This window comes from Formosa algae (assembly GCF_001439665.1).
GTDB lineage: Bacteria > Bacteroidota > Bacteroidia > Flavobacteriales > Flavobacteriaceae > Formosa > Formosa algae.
In genome coordinates this window covers 52,180-73,788 of sequence record NZ_LMAK01000019.1, presented here as the reverse complement: position 1 = coordinate 73,788, position 21,609 = coordinate 52,180, and the positions used below count along the sequence as shown (strand labels likewise).

General features: G+C 33.9%; 20 protein-coding genes. 9 read left to right on the top strand and 11 right to left on the bottom strand.

All coding sequences use genetic code 11. The features are described from left to right. Positions 1-16: 16 nt before the first annotated feature. From AST99_RS07805 to AST99_RS07795, 3 genes are all read right to left on the bottom strand, one after another. Positions 17-853, bottom strand: coding sequence for a phytoene/squalene synthase family protein (locus AST99_RS07805; RefSeq protein WP_057781108.1), 837 nt, complete (start codon positions 851-853; stop codon positions 17-19). Next, positions 850-2,319, bottom strand: a complete 1,470-nt coding sequence (locus AST99_RS07800; RefSeq protein ID WP_057781105.1) for a phytoene desaturase family protein — start codon at positions 2,317-2,319, stop codon at positions 850-852. Before AST99_RS07800 ends, AST99_RS07805 begins: the two co-directional genes overlap by 4 nt. Positions 2,320-2,446: 127 nt before the next feature. Next, a complete protein-coding gene (locus AST99_RS07795; protein WP_057781102.1) occupies positions 2,447-3,463 on the bottom strand; it encodes a fasciclin domain-containing protein in 1,017 nt (338 codons plus the stop codon). 149 nt (positions 3,464-3,612) lie between these two features. Between AST99_RS07795 and AST99_RS07790 the strand changes: the two genes are divergently transcribed. Beyond that, positions 3,613-4,494, top strand: a complete 882-nt coding sequence (locus tag AST99_RS07790; RefSeq protein ID WP_057781099.1) for a MerR family transcriptional regulator — start codon at positions 3,613-3,615, stop codon at positions 4,492-4,494. Positions 4,495-4,514: 20 nt separating this feature from the next. Here AST99_RS07790 and AST99_RS07785 read toward each other — a convergent pair whose 3' ends face one another. Next, positions 4,515-5,321 (bottom strand): DUF2490 domain-containing protein, encoded by an 807-nt coding sequence (locus tag AST99_RS07785; protein ID WP_057781097.1) that lies wholly within the window; start codon positions 5,319-5,321, stop codon positions 4,515-4,517. Between the two features lie 230 nt (positions 5,322-5,551). On the opposite strand from AST99_RS07785, the gene AST99_RS07780 reads away from it, so the two are divergent. The 5 genes from AST99_RS07780 to AST99_RS07760 all read left to right on the top strand — a co-directional run bounded on the left by AST99_RS07780 (position 5,552) and on the right by AST99_RS07760 (position 11,015). After that, positions 5,552-6,439, top strand: a complete 888-nt coding sequence (locus tag AST99_RS07780; RefSeq protein ID WP_057781095.1) for a hypothetical protein — start codon at positions 5,552-5,554, stop codon at positions 6,437-6,439. 37 nt (positions 6,440-6,476) lie between these two features. Then, positions 6,477-7,211, top strand: coding sequence for a DUF2092 domain-containing protein (locus AST99_RS07775; protein WP_069727824.1), 735 nt, complete (start codon positions 6,477-6,479; stop codon positions 7,209-7,211). A 29-nt stretch (positions 7,212-7,240) separates the two neighbouring features. Continuing rightward, a complete protein-coding gene (locus AST99_RS07770) occupies positions 7,241-8,263 on the top strand; it encodes a DUF6515 family protein (protein ID WP_057781088.1) in 1,023 nt (340 codons plus the stop codon). A 379-nt stretch (positions 8,264-8,642) separates the two neighbouring features. Further along, positions 8,643-9,563 (top strand): metal ABC transporter substrate-binding protein, encoded by a 921-nt coding sequence (locus AST99_RS07765; RefSeq protein WP_057781085.1) that lies wholly within the window; start codon positions 8,643-8,645, stop codon positions 9,561-9,563. 162 nt (positions 9,564-9,725) lie between these two features. Next, positions 9,726-11,015, top strand: coding sequence for a BamA/TamA family outer membrane protein (locus tag AST99_RS07760; RefSeq protein ID WP_157486326.1), 1,290 nt, complete (start codon positions 9,726-9,728; stop codon positions 11,013-11,015). A gap of 90 nt (positions 11,016-11,105) precedes the next feature. Here AST99_RS07760 and gldC read toward each other — a convergent pair whose 3' ends face one another. Both gldC and gldB read right to left on the bottom strand, forming a co-directional pair. Beyond that, complete coding sequence (gene gldC / locus AST99_RS07755) at positions 11,106-11,441, bottom strand: gliding motility protein GldC (protein ID WP_057781082.1); 336 nt, start codon at positions 11,439-11,441, stop codon at positions 11,106-11,108. Beyond that, a complete protein-coding gene (gene gldB, locus AST99_RS07750) occupies positions 11,441-12,406 on the bottom strand; it encodes a gliding motility lipoprotein GldB (RefSeq protein WP_057781080.1) in 966 nt (321 codons plus the stop codon). The genes gldC and gldB overlap by 1 nt, the downstream gene beginning before the upstream one ends. A 93-nt stretch (positions 12,407-12,499) precedes the next feature. Here gldB and nadE point away from each other — a divergent pair, with 93 nt between their 5' ends. After that, positions 12,500-13,288 carry an NAD(+) synthase gene (nadE, locus tag AST99_RS07745; RefSeq protein WP_057781077.1) on the top strand — a complete coding sequence of 263 codons (789 nt, stop codon included), beginning with the start codon at positions 12,500-12,502 and terminating at the stop codon, positions 13,286-13,288. A gap of 116 nt (positions 13,289-13,404) precedes the next feature. Further along, positions 13,405-14,031: a response regulator gene (locus AST99_RS07740; protein WP_057781074.1), complete on the top strand. Its 627-nt coding sequence runs from the start codon at positions 13,405-13,407 to the stop codon at positions 14,029-14,031. Here AST99_RS07740 and dnaG read toward each other — a convergent pair. Further along, a complete protein-coding gene (gene dnaG / locus AST99_RS07735) occupies positions 14,026-16,044 on the bottom strand; it encodes a DNA primase (RefSeq protein WP_057781071.1) in 2,019 nt (672 codons plus the stop codon). The genes AST99_RS07740 and dnaG overlap by 6 nt on opposite strands. 183 nt (positions 16,045-16,227) lie before the next feature. On the opposite strand from dnaG, the gene AST99_RS07730 reads away from it, so the two are divergent. Further along, the gene (locus AST99_RS07730) at positions 16,228-18,060 is read left to right on the top strand and encodes a Xaa-Pro dipeptidyl-peptidase (RefSeq protein ID WP_057781069.1); all 1,833 of its coding nucleotides are present in this window, start codon (positions 16,228-16,230) and stop codon (positions 18,058-18,060) included. 43 nt (positions 18,061-18,103) lie between these two features. Here the strand turns inward: AST99_RS07730 and AST99_RS07725 are convergent, their stop codons facing one another. From AST99_RS07725 to AST99_RS07710, 4 genes are all read right to left on the bottom strand, one after another. Next, positions 18,104-19,204: a porin family protein gene (locus AST99_RS07725; protein ID WP_057781066.1), complete on the bottom strand. Its 1,101-nt coding sequence runs from the start codon at positions 19,202-19,204 to the stop codon at positions 18,104-18,106. A 49-nt stretch (positions 19,205-19,253) separates the two neighbouring features. Beyond that, positions 19,254-19,973, bottom strand: coding sequence for a hypothetical protein (locus AST99_RS07720; RefSeq protein ID WP_157486325.1), 720 nt, complete (start codon positions 19,971-19,973; stop codon positions 19,254-19,256). Then, positions 19,939-20,502: an RNA polymerase sigma factor gene (locus tag AST99_RS07715; RefSeq protein ID WP_057781276.1), complete on the bottom strand. Its 564-nt coding sequence runs from the start codon at positions 20,500-20,502 to the stop codon at positions 19,939-19,941. The genes AST99_RS07720 and AST99_RS07715 overlap by 35 nt, the downstream gene beginning before the upstream one ends. A gap of 66 nt (positions 20,503-20,568) precedes the next feature. Further along, positions 20,569-21,546, bottom strand: coding sequence for a polyprenyl synthetase family protein (locus AST99_RS07710; protein ID WP_057781060.1), 978 nt, complete (start codon positions 21,544-21,546; stop codon positions 20,569-20,571). Between the last annotated feature and the right edge of the window lie 63 nt (positions 21,547-21,609).

Sequence of the window (21,609 nt, the reverse complement as noted above, 5' to 3'; positions counted from 1 at the left end):
TAATATGAGTATCGATTTAAATAACATTGAGTTTATACCTTATATATGCTTTGGTTAAAATAACCAATTTTAACGGATTTGAGATACGAATTCGTTCATATAATAAGTGTTTAGAATCTAATCTTTTTAATTTATGCAATAATTTCAAGTAATACTTATAGGCTAAGTATACACCCAGACGACTTTCCATAGGCAATTGCACGATACCTTTATAAGCTTCATCAAAATCAGATTCAATATCTTTTATAATATCTTCTTTAGCTAAGTTTGTTAATCCATTCTTGTTCACATTAGGAAAATAAGACCGTCCCAAAACTTCGGTATCATCTTTTATATCTCTTAAAAAATTCACCTTTTGAAACGCTGAACCTAAATATTTAGCCGATTCTTTTAATGCATTAAACTGCGCTTCATCGTTATTAACAAACACACGTAAACACATTAATCCTACAACATCTGCAGAACCATATATGTAATTTTTATACGCCTCGTCGGTGTCGTATTCAGTAACTTTTAAATCGCATTCCATCCGTTTAAGGAAATCTTCAACATAAGTCTCTAGATTATAATTTCTAACTACTTCTTGAAATGTATTAATAATAGGATTTAAGCTAATTTTTCGCTCTAAAGCTTTATGATAATCTGCTACGAACTCATAAAACAATTCCTCTTGATTGTACCCTTCAAAAGAATCTACAATTTCATCTGCATAACGTACAAAACCATAAATGGCATATATATGTGGACGAATAGACGGTGCGAATAATTGTATACCCCAAGAAAACGAAGTACTGTATTCTTTAGTAATTATTTTACTACATTTTAAACTAGATGTGTCGAAAAGTGCCTTCATGATTTAGAGTATTTTAAAATTAATTCGCTTACAATTTTACCTGAAATAAGAGAAGGAGGCACTCCTGGACCAGGCACAGTTAACTGTCCGCAGAAATATAAATTATCTACTTTTTTACTTTTTAATTTTGGACGTAACACATGCGTTTGCATTAATGTATTTGCTAATCCGTAAGCGTTACCTTTGTATGAATTATAATCCTCTTTAAAATCATTAACACAGTATGATTCTTTAAACAATATGTGCGATTTCACTTCAGTTCCAACTGTTTGTTCTAACCTAGACATCAGTTTATCGAAATATTGCGCTCGTATTTCCGGTGTATCTTCTAAGTCAGGTGCTATTGGCATTAAAAAGATACCCGCTTCTTTACCTTCTGGAGCTGCAACACGATCTGTTTTGCTTGGAAAACTAGCATAAAATAAAGGTTTCTCTGGCCATGTTTTCGTATCGTAAATCGTTTCTGCATGGGCTTCAAAATCAGTATCAAAAAACAAAGTATGATGTGTTACATGTTCTAAAGGTTTATCGAAACCGACAAAAAACAATAAGGCTGAAGGCGCAAAAGTCTTTTTATCCCAATACTGCTCAGAATATTGTCTAAACGCTTGTGGTAATAACGTTTCTGTATGATGATAATCTGCTCCACTTAGTAAAACATCGCAAACATAATCTTGTTTCTGAGTAGACACACTTTTAACTTGTTTACCCTCTAAATTAATGGAAGTTACAGCACTCTGTGTTTCGAATTTAACTCCTAAACTCAAGGCTAATTTTTCTATACCTTTTACCACCTCGTACATGCCTCCCATAGGATGCCAGGTACCCAATTTAAAATCGGCATAATTCATAAAATTATAAAACGAAGGTGTATTACTAGGCTTTGCTCCTAAAAATAATACTGGAAACTCTAATATTTTTTGAAGTGATTCGTGCTTTACATAGCTCGCCACTTGTTTTTTAATGGTCGTTAAAAAAGCACCTGATTTTATTATAGTATCCCAATTTATAATCTCGAAAACACTTTCTCCTGGATTATATACCAAATCTTTAATTGCAATATTATAATTGTCTTCAGATTTATTTATAAACTTCTGAAGCGCTTTACCACTATGAGGCTCTACCGCTTCAAACGTTGATTTTATTTTTTCTAAACTATCTTCGATAGCAATAGATTCTTCTTTATTGAAATAAATTTTATAAGCAGGATTTAATTTCTCTAACTTATAATATGAGGTTGTCGCAGTTTTAAAATCATTAAAAAAAGACTCAAAAACATCTGGCATCCAGTAAAATGTTGGTCCGATATCAAAGACAAAACCGTCTTTTTTAAATTGTCTAGCACGACCACCAATGGTATTATTTTTTTCTAGAATAGTAACATCAAAGCCTGCCTGAGCTAAGTAACAGCTAGAAGCTAACGATGAAAATCCCGAACCAATAATAACAACTTTTTTGTTTTGCATATGTTTTAAAATCTTTAAATAATCCTGCAACTACTAAAATGAGCTGCAGGAATACTCACCTTTAACTAACCTATTAATTAATTGTATTTCAACTCAATATAAGAATATATTTCTTACTACACATATATTAATTTGGCAAAAGCACACGGTCTATAACATGCGCAACACCATTAGATGCCATAACATCTGCTGCCAAAATATTAGCATTTTCACCTGTGGCATCCTGAATAACGAAACTACTTCCAGACGCTACAACGCTTAAATTATTACCAGTATAAGCCGTTTCTACAGAAGTTTCTGTGAGATCTGCGGCATAAATTTCTGATGGAATAACATGGTATAATAAAATGTTTTTTAACAATGCCATTTCTTCATCTGTATCAAAATCGTCTAAACTATTATAATCATCTCCTAATGCATCTAGTAAAGCTACAAACGCATCATTTGTTGGTGCAAATACAGTAAATGGTCCATCACTATTTAAGGTATCTACCAAATCTGCTTTAATAACTGCGGCTTCTAAAATTGATAAATCCTCGTTGCCTGAAACAAGTTCAACTAAAGTTTCAGCATTAATCATATCAATAATTTCTTGTGGTAATAAAATTTTGTCTATAATATGAATGATTCCGTTACTTGCTTCAATATCTGCTGTAGTAACCATGGCCGAAACTTCTGTAGCGTCTTCAATATATACACCATCTGTTAAATCTATCATTACGGTTTCTCCTTGCACGGTTGTAATCTCCTGATTATCTGTCAATGCACTAGAAGATACAGCTGCACCGGCTACAACGTGGTATTGTAAGATTGTAGTTAACATGGCTTTTCCTTCATCTGTATCAAAGTCACTTAAACTATTATAATCATCTAATTGGGCTAATAAATCTACAAAGGCCTGATTCGTTGGAGCAAAAACTGTAAATGGTCCGTCTCCACTTAAAGTGGCAATTAAATTACTGTCTGTACCTGAATCTGCTAAAGTTAATGCGGCAACTAAATTGCTTAACTCTGACGTTTCCTGAGCTATTTCAACAATATTTTGGTCGGCTGTCATCTCTACGCCGTCATCATCACTATCACAAGATGCGACTATTAAAACTAAGCTAAAAAATGCTAATACGTATTTTAATGTTGTTTTCATGTCTATGTTTTTTATAGTTAATGTTATACAAAACTATGTTATTATTTTCTTTTGTCCAACTTATTTTAAAAATATTTAGACAAATGTATTTTGTGTAAAATTTTTAAAAGTCTTTTTTTTGTTTAACTTTGCCTTACAAATACTTAGACATGAGTAATTATACTATGGCGCAAATTGTGTCTTTAACAGGCATAAAATCGCATACGTTAAGAAAATGGGAAAGTCGTTACAATTTCCTTGAACCATTACGTACAGACACAAACATTAGATATTATACCGATGAGCAGCTTAAGAAGCTATTAAACATTGGTATACTCACACGTAATGGATATAGGATCTCTAAAATAGACGGCATGTCTGAAGCTGACATGCATGCACAAGTTTCTAAAATTTTATTAGAAGGTTCTCCAGAAGATGAGATTAGCGCATTAATACTAAGCGTAATGACCTTAAATGAAGATGAATTTGATAGAACGGTAAATGCAGAAATCATTAAAACCGGCTTAATATCTACAATTACAGGGCTAATTTATCCGTTTTTAGCACAAGTTGGTGTACTTTGGGGTGTTAACAAAGTTATGCCGGCGCAGGAACATTTTATATCTAATTTAATTAGACAAAAAATTTTCACAGCCATAGAGCTACTTCCAAAACCATTAGCCAATGCTCCAAAGGCGGTGTTATTTTTAACTGAAAATGAAAATCATGAAATAGGCCTTTTATTAGCCTCTTACATTGCTCAAAAAATTGGATGGCGCGTGTATTACCTTGGACAAAATGTACCCATAGAAAATTTAAAAATGGTTGCAGACATTACAAAACCCGATGTTTTGGTTACTATGTTTATTGTGCAAACTGCTAAAACTATTGAAACAAGACTTAGAAACTTAAGTAGCCAATTAGACGTTCCTATCATCGTTTCTGGATATGTTGAAAATGCGGAAAGTCTAACCTCAATCTCGGAACAGATACATTACTTAAGTAGACCAGATGAGTTTATTCCACTATTAAATACGATAAAAGCACAATAAGCACAAAATTCTACAAGTAGCTAACGGAAAGTTTTAATAATTCTAAATCTGAAAACAATATCGTTTGTACGTACTAATTTTTCAGAATCTTGTCGGGTATAGTGATAAGCCAAACTGCCTTCTAACTTAAAATCTGAATTAAACTGATAGCCTAAACCTGGAGTGACACGAATAACATCATTAAACTGAGAGGCTTGTATAAGGTTAAAGAATCCTTCGATAGAAACGGGTAAATAAAAACCCATATCATCTTCAAAAAAAACACCCTCTAAATTAATGATTCCCTTAACCTGATAACGCATTCGCAAACCTACTATTTGATTATCCTCTGCGCCAGAAAACACAAACCGTTGTTCGGCTCTAAAATATTGCTGTAATACAAATCGCGGACTAATATTAAAGGCAAACTTATAGCCTTGGAAAGGTCTTACCTCGAAAGAATTATGCGATGTTTTACTCGTTAATAAAAAAAGTCCTGTACCAAAAACTACTGTTTCTGTATGTTTTGTGTTTTTAAATAATAGCGGATTTTCTAAAACCGACTGAAAAGATCCTCTAACAATAAACCTCTGCCAACTTTTAGGCCAAATGGTTCTATACCCAAACTCACCATTTATTTTTTGACCAGAACCAACATCCCAACTCGGATTAAGATCAAACCACAATTGACTAGTAAAATCATTATCACTAATAACACTTTCGTCGTCCACTTGTGCATGGATCTTATTATTAAAGAAAAAGAAACAAATCACACATAAAACCTGAAGTACATAACTTTTCAATTCGCTATGAAAACAAGGTGTTGCATGTTGTAATTTATGAATCATTACATATTTATTAGAGTACAATTTTGGCTAAAATTAATGGAAATAAATGTATAAAAACCTCAATAAAATCAATTACAAATACATAACATTTTTAAAACTTTATAATTTTAATTCATTTTACATTAACTTTAGAACAGGTGAGACAAAAAAAATCTCAATGCATAGCGAAACTAAATATTTAATTTATATTTACTCAAAATTTACAACAAAACATTAAAAACTAAACATTTATGAATTTTAAAGAACGATTTTTAGCTTCAATTTGCGTTCTCTTTATTATTAGTATTCAAGCTCAAGAAACCACTACAACCACAGTATCTGCAACAAGTACAGATATTAGTCTTAATCTAGATTTAGAAGCCGTTGCTTCTGTTTTTGGAGAATCTAAAGATTTAGAAGATTTTGAAACACGACTAAATAATCCGGAATCTAAAATTTCTAATTTAGACTTAAACGAAGACGGCAATGTAGATTATTTAAGAGTTCTTGAAGTTTCGGAAGACCATACACATGTAGTAACGATTCAATCTGTACTAGCCGAAAATGAGTATCAAGATGTAGCAACTATTGATGTTGAAAAATCTGGAGAAGACACTCAAGTTATTATTACAGGAGATGCTTATATTTACGGTCCCAACTATTTTATCTCGCCTTATTTTGGCATAACACCTCCTATTTTTGGATGGTTTTGGGGGCCAATGTATAACCCTTGGATGTCACCTTGGTATTGGGGGTTTTATCCGCCTTATTTTAGTCCTTGGAGACCTTTTCCTCCACATATTTATCACAATAATGTACATGGACATATTAATGCCCATAATAGATATAATCACGATCACGTAAAACGCAACCACAACGCTAAACGTTTACAAAAATCTGTGAGTCATAAAGATTTTCAGAAAAAAAATCCTGGAAAATCTTTTGCAAAAAGAAATGCAGGCATGACTAATAAGCGTGATATTAATTTAAATAACAATGCGAAATTTAATCGCACTAATTCTAAAAATTTCAATAGAACCTCAACCAGACCGTTTACTTCGCCAACTAGAACCAGATCTTCTTTTAGACCTAGTAGTATGAGCAGATCCTCTGGCAGATTCGGAGGCTTTAGACGCTAAATCTTTTAACAAACCAATCCAATATAAAATGAAAACAATGAAAAAATACATTACATTATTTGTTCTAAGTGTTTTGCCTTACGCGACGTTTGCACAAAACGAAGACAAAAAAATTGATCTTGATGCTATAATGCTTTACGATCAAATGGGAGAAGCCATCGGAGAATTAAGCTCCGTATCCTTTCACTTAAGTACCATCACTGAAGAATTTGATGCCGATAAAAAAACAGTAAATAAATACAACGAATGCGATGTTAAAATGGTTGGTCCAGATAAATTATCTGTGAAGCAACACAGTAAAGACAAGCATAGTGCATACTACTACAACGGCGAAGTGATTACCTATTATTCTTTTAGTGAGAATAACTACATTACAGTAGATGCTCCAGATAATATTATTGACATGATTGATTTTATGCACGATAATTTCTCTATGGATTTTCCTGCAGCAGATTTCTTTTACCCAACGTTTACAGACGATATTATTGAAAATTTTGACACTATAACTTACATCGGACTAGACCTTTTAGGAGGAGAAGAATGTAATTTAACACAAATAGAAAATGAAAATGTTATTGTAAAAATTTGGATTTCAGATGAAGCACACACCCTTCCAAAGCAGTTTGAAATTACTTACAAAAAGAAAGACAATTTAAAGTTTCAAGCCACATTTAGCGACTGGCAATTAAGCCCTGAATTAAATGACGATATTTTTGATTTCACACCTCCTGCAAGTGCTCGACTAATTAGCGTTTTAATTGCTAAATCTTAACATTAACAACAAATTAAAAAACTAATCTCATGAAAATTCAAAATATACATACTCATATAAAAATAGGTTTAGTCGTGCTATTATTGGCATTTTTAAACCCTATCGATTTACAAGCACAACGCTTTAGTCGCGGTGGTGGTGGAGCATCTCGTGGAGGAGCATCAACACACCGTTCTACACCTTCAAGATCTAGCAGCATGTCTAGAGCTAAATCAACTTCTACCAGACAAAAATCTAGTATCAATGGTGGTTTTAATAAATCATCTTCTAGAAATTTACCTAAAAAAACAACAGGTTCAACTTCTAGACTACCTAATAAAACAAGTAATTCTGGAATAAAAAAGAAGACTACAAACTTAGGGAATAAGAAAACTACAAATTTAGGAAACAAAAAAACGTCTAATATTAAAAACAAATCTGGCAATAAGGTTAATATTAATAATAGTAAAAATAATGTCAACATTAATGTAAACAACAGCAGACATTCAAATGTTAACAGAAGAAATACAGCTGTTAGACATAGTCCAAGACATTACAACCGTCCGCCATACAGATATGGAGGTCGTGGGTATTACTGTCACAGACCATATTATTATCATCCTTACCGTCCGTTTTATTGGGGACCAGCTTGGCACCCATGGGGATTCTTTATTACAACATTGGCAACAACAGCCATTATTGTTAGCGTAGAGAATCAAAAATACCACTACGACAACGGCGTGTATTATGTAGCCGAAAACGATGGGTATACTGTTGTACAAGCTCCTGTAGGTGCGACTGTACAAACGCTACCTAAAGAAGCTACAACTGTAGAGGTTAATGAAACCACAAACAACTATTACTACGGCGGAGCATATTACGAAAAAGATGCTAACGGATATACGGTAGTTCCAGCAACTGCGGGTACTATTGTTCCTAGTTTACCAGAAGGTGGTGAAGAAACAAAAATTGGAGATCAGACTTACGTTCAGTTTGGTGACACCTACTACCAACCGGTACAAGTAGATGGTAAAGACATGTACGAAATTGTTGAAGTTAAAGACGAAGAATAATTTTATGTAACTACTAGAAAAAAGGCTTAAGTTTAAAACTTAAGCCTTTTTTTTTAGTGGTTGTGAAAAAACAACCTTAATTATAGTAACGCATGATCACGATATTTTAGAACATTTTGAACGTGTAATAGATGTAAAAGATTTTGCTATATAACACAACTCTTCTACATGGCTTAGTACTAATACTATCGGCTCAGTTGAGAACCGCAGAGCTTAGAACCATGAAACGTATTGATGCGTCCAATGGTTTTATTTTTCAGCTTTTAGCGATAGAAATTATTTTAATTATTGCTGTTAATATACTTTTGGCTTTACTTTATAGTGTTTTATAAAATCATTATGGACTGTCTGTAAACGACTCCTTTTTAGCCTAATTATTATGAGAATTACACCTATTTTTCTAATCATTTTCACTTTTACTTTTACGTCTTGTAAAGACAATAAAAAAGCCACAGCAACGACTCCTGAAGAAGCACACACTCCTGTGGTATATGTATCAAACTATCCGTTATACTATTTCGCAGATCGTATTGGTGGCGACGTCATTCATTTACATTTCCCAGCTTCCAATATGACCGAACCTGCAAATTGGAAACCTAAAACCGACACCATCGCTGCTATGCAACAGGCCGATTTTGTTTTTATAAATGGGGCAACTTACGAAAAATGGCTCATGAACGTGTCGCTTCCTGAAGATCTGATTGTGAACACAGGCGCATCTTTTGAAGACAAATTACTTGGAAACGGAGAAATTTTCACCCACACTCATGGCGATGAAGAAGCGCATTCTCATACAGAAACAGCTTATACGACTTGGTTAAATTTACAATATGCAAATGCCCAGGCCGAAGCTATTAAAATCGCCTTATCTGAAAAATTTCCAGCTTTAGCATCGCAATTCAATACTAATTTCAAAAGCTTATCCATCGATTTATTACAATTAGATCAAGAATTTAAAAGTGTAGGAGAACAAATGCATGATGCTGTATTATTTTCGCATCCAGTATACCAATATTTTATGGGTGCTTATGGCATACACGGCCAAAGTTTACATTGGGAACCTACAGATACGTTAGACCACGACAAGCTTCAAGATTTAGAACATCTTATTGAAAAACAAGCTGTAAAAACCTTAATTTGGGAAGCTTCACCCCAGGCTGAAAGTATAAAAACACTTCAAGAAATGGGAATTACGAGTGTGGTAATTGCTCCGCTTTCGGGTACACCAGATACTGGTAATTTTTTATCTATTATGAGAGCTAACGTAAACACTTTGAAGCACATACCCTTACCACAATAAAATTTTACACTTGCAATAAATCGAATAAAAAGACTACATTTATATAAATCTTATGTATTTACGATAAAATAGCAGTTACATAAAGGTACTATGCATTATCAGAATTAAAAACAACACAGCAAATACAATACATTTATAAAATAACCACCCAATTTAAACCACATGAAAAAAGCTAACATCATACAATATTTTATAGCATGTTCGCTCTTAATTTCTTTCTCAATACAATCTTTTGGACAGGAATTAACCAAAGTAGAAAAAAAGGCTGCTAAAAAAGAGGCCAAAGAAGCTAAGAAAAATAAACCCCCAGAAAAAGGAGATATTTACTTTTCACCGCTCCCTATTATTGGATCTAACCCAGCATTCGGATTTATCTATGGTGTAGGCGCTGCAACTAGTGGTTATTTAGGAGATCCAGAAACCACTAGATTATCATCTTCATTAGCTGGTTTAGCATTTACAACTAAAAGTCAAACTATTTTCACCATAAAGAATGTTGTTTTTACCGAAAATAACAACTGGTTTTTAATTAGTGATTGGCGCTATTTAGACTCCTCTCAACCAACTTGGGGATTGGGAACAGGACCACAATCTGCTAAATTAGTGGGTAACGGATTTGAATTTGATGACGGTAGTTTTTCAGACGGCATTGATGAAGCTCAAATGATGGAATTCAACTTTATTCGCTTTTATCAGACTGCTTTAAAAAAGATAAAAACCGGTGTTTATGCAGGAGTTGGTGTTCATTTTGATAAATTTTATAATATGAACGACCAATTGTTGGATCTTGACAGCGAAGACCCATTAATCACTAGTTTTTATGCCTACAACCAAAAATATGGTTTCGATAACAAAGACAATACCCTAGTCGGCATATCTTTAAATGGTATTTATGATACTAGAGACAATCAAAATAATCCTTATACGGGCCGCTATGCATATGCTTCTTTTAAAATTAACCCTGAGTTTATAGGTAGCGACAAATCCTCTACCTCTCTTTGGTTAGAATATCGCGACTACTTAAATTTCACCCCACAAGACAATCATAATATCTTAGGCTTTTGGGCTTGGGGTAATTTTACAACTTCTGGAGATTTACCCTATATGAGTTTGCCTGCTATTGGTTACGACCAATTTGCTAAATCCGGTAGACCTTATGCACAAGGGCGTTTTAGAGGAGAAAACATGCTATACGCAGAAACAGAATACAGGAAACATTTATATGCTTCTAAAAAGAATCCAAGTCTTTTAGGGGCTGTAGCCTATTTAAATCTAACAACTGCAAATGCCTCAGACAACGATATTAGTTTATTTAAATATATAAATCCGGGTTATGGCGTAGGATTAAGGTTGAATATAAATCAGAAAGCAAGAACTAATTTAGGGTTAGATTATGCTTGGGGGAGTTACGGAACTTCAGGATTTTATTTACGTTTAAACGAGACGTTTTAAACACTGTATAGCACACACTAGATAGTAAAACGCCCTTTATATTGAAATTACACTTCAACATAAAGGGCATTTTAAATACTATTTTCTTTTTTAGTCTTTATTCAATTCTAATTTTTCGGCGAAATAATCACAGAAATCTTTCATTGTTGCCGTCATTTTTTCATCTTGAGTCGCACGATTAAACGTATCACTCATTGCGACTAAAGTTTGGTGGAAAAACACTTTCATTTCGTCTACCGGCATATCTTTGGTCCACAAATCTATTCTAAGAGATTCCTGTGCTTTGCTATCCCATACAGAAAGCATCATTGCTTTAGCCTCTTCGTTTGTAATACCGCCGTCTTCTGCTGTCCAATTTAATTTTTCAGGAACACGGTTTTCGTCTAATTCTACTGTTAATTGTATCGTTGATTTAAGATTTGCCATTATTTCTTAGGTTTAAATTTTGAATGATTAAAAATATCTTCAGCACTCATGTTAAACATGTCTTTAAAAGATACTTCTGTATTGTGTTCCATATACGCTTTTACAATTTGCCAGCCTATGTACTCTCCTATTCTACCTGGAGACTCGTTATCTATTTCTGCTAAATAAAATTTAGAGAATGGTGCGGCATTTATAAACCGTGATGGTAATTTAGAATCTGTACTAAACAACAATTCGCGCTCTACAAAATATTGCCAAATGTAAGCCTCGTTAGTTTCTGCCCATTGTAATTGTGCCGTAGTATATTCTATTTTTTCTGCATCTGTTTTAAACGGAATCATCACATCTTTAAAATATAGACGCTTCCCTGCAGAAATCATTTCGTCTAATAGGGTTTTATTTTTTGTGGGTAAAATATAATAGTTTGCATACGCATTGGCCAAATCGACCACTATTTGTTCTTTAGTAAATCCAGATCTAATGTATTCTTGAACACCAAGATAAAACTCATGTTCTGGACCTAAATACGTATCTAGTGCAATTATATCTATAGAATCTGTTACAATAACTTTATTGCGATAATCTACATAAGAGGTTGTACTCACCACACGTGGTGCTTTAAATTCTGGATAATAATATTTTATATGCTGAAATAAATACGAAATCTCATTTTCGATAGTCTCAGTGTCTGAAAAGGTTTTTAATACTGCTGCAGATAATTCTTGCTGTATAGTATCTTGAATCTTATCAAGCCAAAATGCATCTGGATACGATTTTGAAAACATAAACGGATAATTAGCTTGTAATCCTTTTAAATCTGCTGCCGTTGCTGTTGCAAATTCCTTATCGAAACGTTCAATATGTACTGGCATTTCAATTTTTGAAATTTCATCAGTGACTTTACTATCATTTTTACAAGAAACTATAGTGATTATTATTAAAAGGAAAAAACTTAGATATTTCATAGAAAACTAAATGCCGTTAATTTTTATTACTTAAACGATTCTGTTATTTTTGTTAGGCAAAGGTAAGATTCTTTGCATTAAAACCTTCAAAAAATGCAAACAGAAAAAATTGTTGATCACATTGTAAATTGGTTAAAAGATTATGCGACAAATGCTAACGTAAATGGTTTTGTTATTGGTATTTCTGGCGGAATAGACTCTGCTGTAACCTCTACACTTTGTGCCTTAACCGGCTTAGATGTATTATGTGTAGAAATGCCTATTCACCAAGCACCAAGCCACGTGTCTAGAGCCGTAGAACATATTAACCAACTTCGTGATAGATTTTCTAATGTTAGAGACACACGCGTAGATTTAACACCTGTGTTTGAAGAGTTTAAAACAGAAGTCTCTTTAGAAGGGAAAGAAGCCACAGTAGCCATGGCATTAGCCAATACCAGAGCCCGTTTACGCATGTCTACGTTATACTATTATGCAGGATTACAAGGTCTTTTGGTTGCAGGAACTGGAAATAAAGTTGAAGATTTTGGAGTAGGATTTTACACAAAATACGGAGACGGTGGTGTAGATTTGAGTCCGATAGCAGACTTAATGAAATCTGAAGTCTATGCATTAGCAAAGGTATTAAATGTACCACAATCTATTATTGAAGCAACTCCTAGCGATGGTTTATTTGGAGATGCTAGAAGTGACGAAGATCAAATAGGTGCATCTTATCCAGAACTAGAATGGGCTATGAAAATGGCAGACTCAGGTAAAACCGTTGATGATTTCTCTGGTAGAGAAAAAGAGGTTTTTACCATATATAAAAGATACAATACGTCTAACAAACATAAAATGGATCCGATACCCGTGTGCAACATACCTGACAATTTAATGTAAACACTAGCTTATAAAATAGTTTTTTTCTATATTTACATAGACTGGTTTCTTTATTGAACTACGCCCCTACAGTCGTTTTTATTACAAGTAAGCAAACAAACCAAACTATATAAATTATGATAAAACTGTTGGTAGCGGATCACCACCCTATTATTCGGAAAGGACTTGAGTTATTGTTCTTAACATCGCCTGTGATTAAAGTGGAAGGCGGTGTAGATGACGGAGAATCTATATTCGATTTTTTAAAATCGAACACTGTAGATATATTAATATCAGAAATTGATTTACCTAAACTAAACGGCATTACAGCCTTAAGACGTTTAAAAAAAGAATATCCAAATCTTAAAGTTTTAATGTTTAGCACACACCCAGAAGAGGTTTATGCTATGAGTTCTATTAAAGCTGGCGCTTCTGGATACATTTCTAAAACAGCTAATATTTTAACCCTTAGAGAAGCTATTTTAAAAATAGACCAAGGCGGTATTTACTTAAGTAACGACTTAACCCATCGTTTAGCTTTTGGAGAACGCGTACATAGAACAGGTTCTTTTTACAAGAAACTATCTACACGAGAAGTCGAAGTACTTAAATTGCTTTCTATTGGAAAGAAAAATAAGGAAATCGCTAAGGAATTAGATATTAATGAAAAAACGGTTAGCACTTACAAAGCGCGTTTAATGAAAAAATTACAAGCGTCTAACTTAGTCGAGTTACTAAATCAAGCAAAATTATTAGAATCATAACACACGTGTTAATTTTCTAGACAACAACATCTTTAGACCATAGTAATCTTTAACCTCTTCTAGAACATTTCTATTGGTTTCGTTTCTGTGTTCTAAAGTTGATTGTTGAAATTCAAGTACTTTTTGATCGATTAAAAAACAACGCAAACTTAAAATAGTTTCACTTACCAATTGCGCAACACCTTCTGTTTTCGCTTTCGGAAAAATATTATTGCGTTCCCAATCGTGTAACGTATGGCGTTCGTCTTCCATTAAAATACTTGTTATTTCTTGTGACAGTTGCTGATCTACCGTATTTACAAATTGCTCTAAAACAAAATCTGGGTTTAGATTTAATTTTTCAATTATAGTATAATATAAGGTTTTAAACGTTTCATTTCCAAACTGCATTTCATCTTCTTGCAAGTCTAAAAATATTTTTTCAAAAACTTTGGCTTGCTGTACAACGGGTTCTAATTCAAGATCGCCTTTATCATTTTCTTTTAAAATTAAATCTTCAAAATCTTCAGTTCTATTCCCATAAAGCAATAAGATTTCAATAATTTTTCGTTCTAAAAGGTATTGTACGTCCACCTTTTTAGGCTGATCTTCGTTTCTAATAACTTCAAAGAAATCTGGTGGTGGTTCCTGACTACTACCATACCCACCTCCATAACTACTACCACTACTACTTTTATTATTATTGTTATTACCTCCAGAAGGTTTATTAGTCTCCTTATTACTTATTTGGGCTAAAGAGCTAAACAATACAGATTCGCTAATATCCATAATTCTGGCACATTCTTGCAAATACACCTCTTGTTTAATACGATCTGGAATTTTAGAGATACTCTGAATAATATCACGAATGGTCTCTGCTTTTTTTATGGGATCGTTTTTAGCATCTTCAACCAATAAACCGGCCTTAAACTGAATAAAATCTTTAGAATTAGATTCTAAATAAGCTCGCAATTCTTCCTCTGTATTTTGCTTGGCAAAACTATCGGGATCTTCTCCTTGCGGAAATGTACATACACGTACATTCATACCTTGTTCTAGAATTAAATCAACTCCACGAACAGAAGCTCGCATTCCAGCGGCATCACCATCAAATAATACCGTAATGTTTTTTGTAAGCCTATTTATTAAACGTATTTGCTCTGGAGTTAAAGCCGTTCCTGAAGAAGAAACTACATTGGTAATTCCTGTTTGATGAAACTGAATTACATCTGTATAGCCTTCAACCAAAAAACAATTATCTTCTTTGGCAATACTTTGCTTAGCATGGTAAATTCCGTACAGTACTTTACTTTTATAGTAAATCTCACTTTCCGGAGAATTCATGTATTTTGCAGCCTTCTTATCATTAGTTAAAATACGACCACCAAATCCTAACACACGACCACTCATACTTTGTATAGGAAACATAACACGCCCCTTAAAACGGTCGAAATACTTTTCTCCTTTTACAATAGTAAGTCCTGTTTTTTCTAGAAATTCTAACTTATAACCTTTCTTTAATGCTTCGTCTGAAAAGCCTTGCCACTCATCTAAAGCATACCCTAAACCAAATGTTTTAATGGTTTCAGGAGTAAATCCACGCTCTTTAAAATAGCTTAAACCAATGGCTTGACCGGCATCGGTTTTATGCATAATTTTCTGAAAATGTGTATTAGCAAATTCACTTACTAAATACAAACTCTCACGCGTATCTTGCTTTTCTTTTTCTTCGTTAGTTTGTTCCGTTTCTTCAATTTCTATCCCGTATTTTTTTGCCAAATATTTAATGGCTTCTGGATAGGTAAAATGTTCGTGCTCCATTAAAAAGGCCACAACATTTCCGCCTTTTCCACTAGAAAAATCTTTCCAAATTTGCTTTACTGGAGAAACTACAAAACTAGGAGAACGCTCGTCACTAAACGGACTAAGTCCTTTATAATTGCTCCCTGCTTTTTTAAGCTGAACAAAATCGCCAATAACTTCTTCTAATCGTGAAGCTTCAAATACAGTGTCTATGGAAGATTTTGAAATCAATGAAATAACGTTTTAAGTGATGTAATTTAGATTGCAAATATACTTTAAAGATTAACGCTAAATTACCAAAAACAACGGCATTTATTCACATAATCTCTGAGTTGGCACTAATATTTTCTCATCATAGTAAATACCAAATGCTTAACTTAGCTTCTTATCAAACATTATTTTTAAACTTAAAGTATGAAAAACAACACCGCACGCTACTTCTGTATTCTATGTCTCTGTATCTCAATAAATCTTAGTTTTGCACAACAAAAAGCCGTTCCTGTTTTTAAAGATGGTGAAGCTCAAATTGTAAAAGCATTTAATGATCCTGAACATTGGATTAGACACGATTTATGGGTAGAAACTGAATTTGATACCGATGGCGATGGAAAATTAGATCGTATGCATGTAGATGTTACCAGACCGGATCAGACAGAAACTGAAGGGTTAAAACTTCCTATTGTTTACGAATCTAGCCCGTATTATGCTGGAGTTGCTAGTGATGTCCCTGGTTTATTTTGGAATGTTAATCATGAATTGGGTGAGCCTGCCGCAGAACGTGTACATCCCGAAGTTATTCGTGTGGGAAAACGTCCTGTGATTTCTAATTCTCAAGTAAAAAAATGGGTACCACGTGGTTATATTGTCGTGCATTCTTCTTCACCAGGAACAGGATTATCTCAAGGCTCTCCAACGGTTGGAGGCGATAATGAATCTTTGGCTCCTAAAGCCGTTATCGATTGGTTAAACGGCCGTGCAAAAGGATATACAACTCCTGATGGGACTGAAACGGTAAGCGCTTTCTGGTCTACAGGAAAAGTAGGAATGACAGGAACCTCATATAACGGAACCATTCCTTTAGCAGCCGCAACAACCGGAGTAGATGGTTTGGAAGCGATAATACCTGTTGCGCCAAACACCTCTTATTATCACTATTACAGATCTAACGGTTTAGTACGTTCTCCTAGTGGTTATTTAGGTGAAGATATTGATGTGTTATATGATTTTATTCATAGCGGAGACGAATCTAAACGGGCATATAGTAATAAGACTATTCGCGATACAGAAATGAAAAACGGTATGGATCGAGAAACTGGAGATTATAATGCATTTTGGGCAGGTCGTGATTATTTAAACGATATGAAGCCTATGAAAGCAGCCCTTTTAATGTCTCATGGGTTTAACGATTGGAATGTTATGCCTGAACACAGTTACCGCATTTACAAGGCAGCAAAAGATAAAGGACTTCCTGTTCAAATGTATTATCACCAAAACGGACACGGTGGTCCACCACCAATGACAATGATGAATCGTTGGTTTACACATTACTTACACGGGGTAGATAATGGCGTAGAGCAGGATGCAAAAGCGTGGATTGTTAGAGAAAATGATAGTCCGAACGAACCTACTTCTTACGCAGATTACCCGAATCCTGATGCCAAACCAGTTAGCTTACATATAACAGCGGGCGGGCAAAAAGCAGGAGAACTAACCCTGTCTAAACCGACCACAACTACACAAGAAACACTTGTAGATGATGCTTCTTTTTCGGGTGACTCTCTAGCTAATTTAGCAGAATCTAACCACCGTTTATTATATGTGACGCCTACTTTAACTAAAGACTTACATGTTTCTGGATTAGCGACACTACATATTAAATTGGCAAGTAATAAACCGGCAGCAAACCTATCGGTTTGGCTCGTGGCTTTACCATGGAATGCAGATATCAATGCACCAATCACAGATAATATTATTACGCGCGGTTGGGCAGATCCTCAGAACTATAAATCTATAGAGACTAGTGAGGCTTTAAAACCTGGACAATTCTATAATCTAACATTCGATTTACAACCAGACGATCAAATCATAAAAAAAGGACAACAGATTGGACTTATGATTTTTTCTAGCGATAACAATTTCACCTTACTACCTAAAGCAGGAACCGAATTAACCATAGATTTAAATGGCACATTGTTAGAGTTACCTATAGTAGGTGGCGAAAATCAATTTAAAGCAGCAATACACTAATAACAAAAAAGGCTTCAAAATAAATTGAAGCCTTTTTTTATATCTAATCCATATCGAAGCGCAAGCCTAGTGAAATGTTATTTTGATCGAAGGTTTGATTTTTAAATATCGGAGATAAATCATATTTAAAATACAGACCAACACTGCCTAAAGACACATAACTACTAACGCCGTATACAAAGCTATTTACAGCATCATAATCTTTGTATTTCTTTTTCTGATTGTTTCCATCCTCTTTATACTTGACTTTCTGAAGTGATGAGATATTGAATCCTCCGTATCCTCCAATTCCGAATTTAAATTTTTTGTGTGTTGAATATCTGAAATAATCATCGTTTACAGTTTTTTTAGAAGGCCCGAATTCAAAATGAACCGGAAACACTAAATTAGTAGTTCTAAATTTTGATTTTCTCACGTCGTATGGATATTCTTCAAACACCACTTGATCGCCTTCTTCTCTAAAATACATATTGTCTTTAATATCTAATTTATTCCATTGAAATGAGAATCCATACTTTAATCGTAATGCATTAGAGTTTTCAAAAACTCGTGTTTTCCAAGCCCAACCCAATTCTACAAATCCAGAACCACCGAGTTTATAAGGTGAATCGTTTAAACTTTCACCTTCAATTAGCGCATTATTAAATCCGATGGCAAATACTAAATCGCTAGTGGTACGTTTATCGTAAGTTGGTATGTGTTGTTTTTTAGGACCTATATAAATAGATGTTTGCTCGCTAGATCTGTCGCTATCGTAATCCTTTCCAATACGTATTACAATTTGTCCGTCTTCTCCAAACGTATAAGACTCTGTATTACGTCCCAATAAATCTATTTTATTGTCTAGAATAGCAATCCGGTTTTCAATATTTAAAGCCCGCTTTTTAGCAATTTCTTGTTTAAGAATTTCGCCTTCTTCAGCGGTAATATAACCAGCATCAACTTTATCGTTTATAGCTTCTACTTCTTGTCTTAATAATTCTTTTTCTTCGGCACGTACCGTTTCCTTCTGTGTTTTTAAAACTTCAATTTCTTTAACGTTTAAAGAATCGTTTTTTACTATGACTTCTGTGTCTTGAGCAACGCTAATTTGAGATGCTAATGCTAAAGTGAGCGCAATAGTTAATTTAGTAATCGTGTTCATAATGTTCGTTTTTTGATTGATGATGATTGATTTATAATGATGAAATGTGTTAATCGTTGCGATCTACAACTGCAGTTTTAACTTTTACGAAACCTGATTTTACGGCATCGAAAACTTTTTCTCTAAAACTGTGTTCTATATCATTTTCTACACTTTCCAAGAGTGCATCTGCATCTACGGTGTGTTGTGCATTTATTAAAGTTTTTTCTGTACTAATTTGTTGTTCGGCTTGTTGCAATAAAGCTTCAATATAATCGTCGTTAACAGCTATACTTTCTTGTGCTATTAAGGTATTAGACAATGTATCTTTAGGAATTAGATGTTCTTCTTCTAAAACCTCAGCTATAACGGTTGATTGCTTTGCTGTACTTGTTGGAGTAATTTTAGTTTTAGGACTAACATCTTTTTTTAATGGTTCTACACTATCTGCTTTGTTAGATGAAGATGCCACAACTTCTTCTGAATTGGTATTAAAAGATTCGGTTACTTTTTCAATATTTTCAACAGGAGATTCAACATCTACAACATTAATATGTGTTGAAGAATTCGTTTTAAACATCCATGTTCCTATTAATAAAATTCCGATAAAACCCGCTGCAATCCCTATATACCAATAGCGATTCGTAGATCGTTTTTGGTCTTGACCATCTAATTGAGATTGTAATTTAGTCCAAGCTTGGGCAGATGGCTGCAATCTTCGCTGCTCTAGACTTTTTTTTATATCGGTTTCAATATTATTTTGTGCCATAACCATTAGAATTAAGTGCATGTAACTGCTGTTGTAGCAATTGTTTTGCTTTATACAATTGCGATTTAGAAGTCCCTTCAGAAATTTTAAGTAAGGTGGCTATTTCATGATGTTTGTATCCTTCTATAGCATACATTACAAATACCATTCTATAACCTTCGGGCAAATTATCGATTAGATTTTGAATATCGTCTACCGCTAAATGCCCTTCACTACAAAGTGGAGAAGCTTCTGTTGTATCGTCTTCAACTTCAACAAAAATAATTTGCTTTTTCTGTCTTAAAAATGAAATAGACTCGCGGACCATGATTCTACGAATCCAGCCTTCAAACGCCCCTTTGTTTTCGAAAGATTTTAATTGTGTAAATACTTTTAAAAACCCATTTAGCATCGCTTCTTCTGCATGCTGCATGTCTTTAATATAGTATCTGCAAACACTTAGCATTTTAGGTGCATGCGTATCGAACAAGGCTTGCTGTGCTTCGCGATTGTTTTGACACGCTTTTTTTATAAGCAGATCTTGGTTTTTATGTAATTGTATAACTTTCAAAAACGGTTTCATTTGGTCTTCTATTTATAAAGACGCAAAAACGATATGAAAGGTTGCCTGAAGATTTTATTTTTTTCTGTCGATAACATAATTCACCATTAAAATTAACGATGATTTGTATGCAGATTCTGGGTAAGGCTCCAACATTTTTAAAGCTTCTTCTTGAAATGCTTTCATTTTTGTCACGGCATAATCTAATCCGCCATGTACTTTTACAAAAGCAATAACCTCTTTAACGCGCTTGGCATCTTTGTTATGGTTTTTAATAGAATTTATTAACCACTTATTATCTTTTTTAGATACGGTATTAAGAACATATATGAGTGGAAGTGTCATTTTCTGTTCTTTAATATCGATTCCGGTAGGTTTACCAATTTTTTCTTGGCCGTAATCGAATAAATCATCTTTAATTTGAAACGCCATACCTATAAGCTCACCAAATTTACGCATAGTTTCTACATGGGTAGATTCTGGTTTTACAGACGCTGCACCTAAACTACAACAGGCCGCAATTAAAGTTGCTGTTTTCTGACGAATAATTTCATAATATACCGCTTCGGTAATATCTAACTGACGTGCTTTTTCAATTTGAAGCAACTCACCTTCACTCATTTCGCGTACAGCAATTGAAATTATTTTAAGTAAATCGAAGTCATTATTATCTATTGATAACAACAAACCTTTAGACAGTAAATAATCGCCAACAAGCACAGCAATTTTATTTTTCCAAAGGGCATTAATAGAGAAAAAACCGCGACGTCTATTACTATCATCTACCACATCGTCGTGTACTAAGGTGGCCGTATGTATTAATTCTATAACAGAAGCTCCTCTATAAGTACGCTCGCTAACCTCACCATTAGAGACCATTTTAGAAACCAAAAACACAAACATAGGTCGCATCTGTTTTCCTTTTCTATTTACAATATAGTGGGTAATTCTATTAAGTAAAGCCACTTTAGAAGACATGGAAAGTAAGAACTTTTGTTCGAAAAGTTCCATTTCGTAAGCAATGGGTTGCTTTATTTGCTCTACTATTTTCAACTAGAATTTTTAGGGATTATTAGCTATACAAACCTAATAAAAAAGTGCGTTATAAACTATTTT